The sequence below is a fragment of the Streptomyces oryzae genome, assembly GCF_017676365.1.
In the GTDB taxonomy this organism is placed as follows: Bacteria; Actinomycetota; Actinomycetes; order Streptomycetales; family Streptomycetaceae; genus Streptomyces; species Streptomyces oryzae.
Genome location: NZ_JADKMA010000336.1, coordinates 1 through 3,935, shown reverse-complemented (window position 1 = coordinate 3,935; position 3,935 = coordinate 1). Strand labels below are relative to the sequence as shown.

At 71.1% G+C, this 3,935-nt stretch carries 2 protein-coding genes and 1 pseudogene; all 3 read right to left on the bottom strand.

All coding sequences use genetic code 11. From position 1 onward, the window contains the following. Positions 1 to 168: 168 nt before the first annotated feature. The 3 genes and pseudogenes from ITI46_RS33610 to ITI46_RS33600 all read right to left on the bottom strand — a co-directional run bounded on the left by ITI46_RS33610 (position 169) and on the right by ITI46_RS33600 (position 3,360). Positions 169 to 1,329 (bottom strand): lipid-transfer protein, encoded by a 1,161-nt coding sequence (locus ITI46_RS33610; RefSeq protein ID WP_209243735.1) that lies wholly within the window; start codon positions 1,327 to 1,329, stop codon positions 169 to 171. Between the two features lie 446 nt (positions 1,330 to 1,775). Further along, positions 1,776 to 2,741, bottom strand: a pseudogene (locus ITI46_RS36185) (bifunctional MaoC family dehydratase N-terminal/OB-fold nucleic acid binding domain-containing protein); the annotation flags it as partial. Between the two features lie 337 nt (positions 2,742 to 3,078). Further along, a complete protein-coding gene (locus ITI46_RS33600) occupies positions 3,079 to 3,360 on the bottom strand; it encodes a hypothetical protein (RefSeq protein ID WP_209243734.1) in 282 nt (93 codons plus the stop codon). Positions 3,361 to 3,935 lie beyond the last annotated feature (575 nt).

Below are 3,935 nucleotides of genomic sequence, written 5' to 3'. Positions count from 1 at the left end.
GGGACAGCGCCTCCGGTGAGTACGGTGGCGAGTGCGGCCGCCATCAGGGCCGCCCGTCTCATCATCTGATTTTTGGTCGCCATGGGGCGAGTGAACGAGCTGCCGCCCCTCCAGCCGGTCAGGCGCGCCCACCGCGCTCCAGGATTCAGCCTTCTGCATGCATGACGGTCAGCGGGTGAGCACCAGCCCGGACGTCGGGACGCCGCTTCCTGCTGTGACGAGCACTCGTGCACAGTCGTCAACCTGGTTGACGGCGGTGCCGCGGAGCTGGCGTACTGCCTCGGCGATGCCGTTCATGCCGTGCAGATACGCCTCGCCCAGCTGCCCCCCGTGCGTGTTGAGCGGCAGCGTCTCCGCCGCGACGAAATCAGCTCCCTCTCCGCGCGCACAGAAGCCGAACTCCTCCAGCTGCATGAGCACGTACGGGGTGAAGTGGTCGTACAGCACGGCGACGTCGATGTCCTCCGGTTCCAGCCCACTGGTGCGCCACAGCTGCCGGGCCACGACGCCCATCTCCGGGAGTCCTGTCAGGCCGTCGCGGTAGAAGCTCGTCATCTGCTCCTGTGCGCGCCCGGCGCCCTGGGCCGCCGCCGCGATCAGCGCGGTCCGGTGCGGCAGGTCGCGGGCCCGCTCGGCCGAGGTGACGACCAGTGCCTGGCCGCCGTCCGTCTCCTGGCAGCAGTCCAGCAGCCGCAGCGGCTCCACGATCCAGCGCGATGCGGCGTGCTCGGCCCGCGTGAGGGGTCTGCCGTAGAAGTAGGCGGCCGGGTTGGTCGCCGCGTACTTCCTGTCCACCACTGCGACCCGGCCGAAGACCTCCGGGCGCAGCCCATAGGTGTGCAGATACCGCTGGGCCACCATGGCGGCCCAGGAGGCCGGGGTCAGCAGTCCGAAGGGCAACGACCAGCCGAGCGCCGCCCCCTCGGCCGAAGGCTCGCGCTGCTGCACACCTGAACCGAAGCGCCGCCCGGAGCGCTCGTTGAACGCCCGGTAGCACACGACCGTCTCCGCGAGGCCACAGGCGACCGCCAGTGCCGCCTGCTGCACTGTCGCGCAGGCCGCGCCGCCGCCGTAGTGCACCCGCGAGAAGAACGACAGCTCCCCTATGCCGGCCGCCTGCGCGACAGTGATCTCGGGACTGGTGTCCATGGTGAAGGTGACCATGCCGTCCACGTCGTCCGGCGACAGCCCGGCGTCGTCCAGGGCCGCCCGCACGGCCTCCACGGCGAGCTTGAGCTCGCTGCGGCCCGAGTCCTTGGAGAACTCCGTGGCGCCGATACCGACCACGGCAGCACGCCCACCGAGCGAGTCGGCCTTCGCCAAGCTCATGAGGGAGCCCCTTCCGGACCGGCGGGCGACTCCCACAGCGTGACGGTGACCGTGCCGGTGACATGGTTGCCGAGCCGGTTGGCGCCCCGTACGGCGATCTCTACGGTGACGCCCTCGCCCTCAGGCGCGTCGACTGCGGGCGGTGTGACCGCGGTGACCTGTCCGGACAGTGCCATGGTGTCGCCCGGGTGGTTGGGCGCGCCCAGCCGGATGGCGACCTTGCGCAGGAGGGCGTGCGGTCCCGCCCATTGAACGACGTAACGGCCCACCAGGCCGTTGGTCGTCAGGATGTTCATGAAGATGTCGGGGGAGCCCTTCTGGCGTGCTGCCTCGGCGTCGTGGTGGACGTCCTGGAAGTCCCGCGCCGCCAGGGCGCCGGAGACGATGAGAGTGCGGGTCACCGGGACGTCGAGCGGCGGCAGTTGGTCGCCGACGCGGGGGAGCGCCGCCCCCCGGAAGACGGGCAGTTCCAGGTCGTCGTCCACCCGCAGGAACTCCAGCTCCACCGGCATCCCGATCCGCACGTCGTCGTGGCGCACACCGGTGAGGTTGCTGACGATCCGCACGCCCTCCTCCAGCTGGACGAGTGCCACCGCGTACGGCGGGTCGAAGGCCGGGAAGGGCGGATGGTGCATGACGACGTACGAGTAGACGGTGCCGCGCCCGCACGCCGCGACGGCCCGCCATTCGGCACAGCCGCAGGCGTTGCAGCCCGGCAGCCACGGGAACCGCGGAGTGCCGCACTCAGCACAGCGCTGGAACAGCAGCTGGTGCCGGGCAACGCCCTCCCAGAAGCCGGCGTTGTCCCGGTTGACGACAGGGCGGGGGCGCCGGGGTCTGTCGGAACCAGCACCAGCACCAGCACCACCGGCGGCACCAGCGGTGGCACCGGCACCGGTGCCGGCATCTGCATCGGCGCCGGATGCGGCCGCCCCGCCCTGGGTCGTCCGGGGCCGCGCCGGGCGGTACTTGAGAATCCGGAACCGGTGCGTCCCGACGAGTTCCGCCCCCACCAGCACGTCCATCCGGGTCGTCACGAAGTACCCGGTGCCCAGCTTGGTCGTCTTGCGCGGGGAGACCGACTCGATCACCGCGTCGAACGTGATCTCGTCCCCGGGACACAGCGGCCGCAGGTACTCCTGCTCGCAGTCCGTCGCGACGACCGAGGTGCAGCCCGCCCCGTCGAGCGCGCTCAGCAGTGCGCCGTACGGCCCCGAACGGCTGTCCCCCCGGCCCGCGAGCCCGGCCATCGTCCAGACCTGGAGCATCGTCGCCGGCGCGGAGCCGTCGGGCGGTACGGGATGGCCCAGCGCCTCGCACCAGTGCCGGATCATCGGCTCGTTGACGGGGTCACGGCCGCGTGCCGAGCCGGCCGCGGAGCGGCCCGCGTACGCACGCAGTTGCTCGTACAGCGCGTCACCGTCCCTCGGCCCGGGCGCCGTCCCCGTCCCCGGGGCAACCGTTGGCCCCAGCCCGTCCCCAGCGCTCACCGCCGTCCCCTCCGCGTCCAGAAACAGCACCGCCCAATGAACAACAATCTGACTGTCCGTCAGCTCCAGAGGAGTGTCAACAGTGCGGCGGCTGCAAAGCGGCAGGCGCGAACAGCAATGCAGGCCCCATAGGGGCACGCAAAACGGCGGCGGACACACGAAAACGACCGCGCGCCCGCGACGGAATCGCGGGCGCGCGGCCTCAGCCCATCCCCATGAGCGCCCGGTCTCTCGAACCGGGTGTCCCGTCAGCCCGCCGTCACCACAGGTTGGTGAAAACGACGGTGGCGGACTCGTTGTGCGTCTCGTTCTCCTGGTTCACGACAGCGCCATTGCCGTTGACCGTTGCGTTGTTGGCGTTGTTGGTGTTGTTCCCGTCGCCCACCGCGCCCTGCACCTGGGAGTTGGAGCTCGCGTTGGAGTTGGATCCGTCGTCCGCGAGGGAGCCGTTGTCCGCCTGGGCCACGCCGGACATGACGGCGAGGGCGAACGGAAGAGCCGCGGCGGCCGCGATGACGCGGGCGGTGCGGATGCGTGCCATGTTCATTCCTCCAGGAACGGTAAGTGCGTCCCGAGGGACGCTGCACCGGAAGTGCGCTGGTGCCGAGGGCAGTTGGCCCGCTGCCTCCGGCCTCGCTTGCGACGTCGCGGGTCCAGAGTTGCCCACGGCGACCGGGACGGATTCGCCCGGACGGCCTCTTTCCCCCGCACGAATGACGACGTGTCGATAAACCCCGCGTACGCCCCCAACACCGCTCTTTCCGCCCGCTGCTACCCGCTCCGGCCACCGCCGCCGGCACCGCACGGCCCACGTATGAAGGCGTAAGAAGGCGTATGACGGGTCGGCCGCCCGCTGTCCCGGCTGCCGGGCCCCGGCTTGCCATGTCCCGGGCCTGCGTGCGGTTCGGCTCGGGCGAAGAGGAGCGATCCGAGGGCTTTTCGGCGTCGAAATCCCGTACGACTCCGAGGAGATGGGCTCCCGCGCTCTCGCGCACACGCTGGCCGCCGCCGAATTGGGGACTCGCTGTGCTGCCGCTGCCGCTGTCCCGTACCAAGCTCCCGGCCCTGCGCTCACCGCACCGCGCGCACGGAGTGCCGAGCGCCGCCCCACGCCCC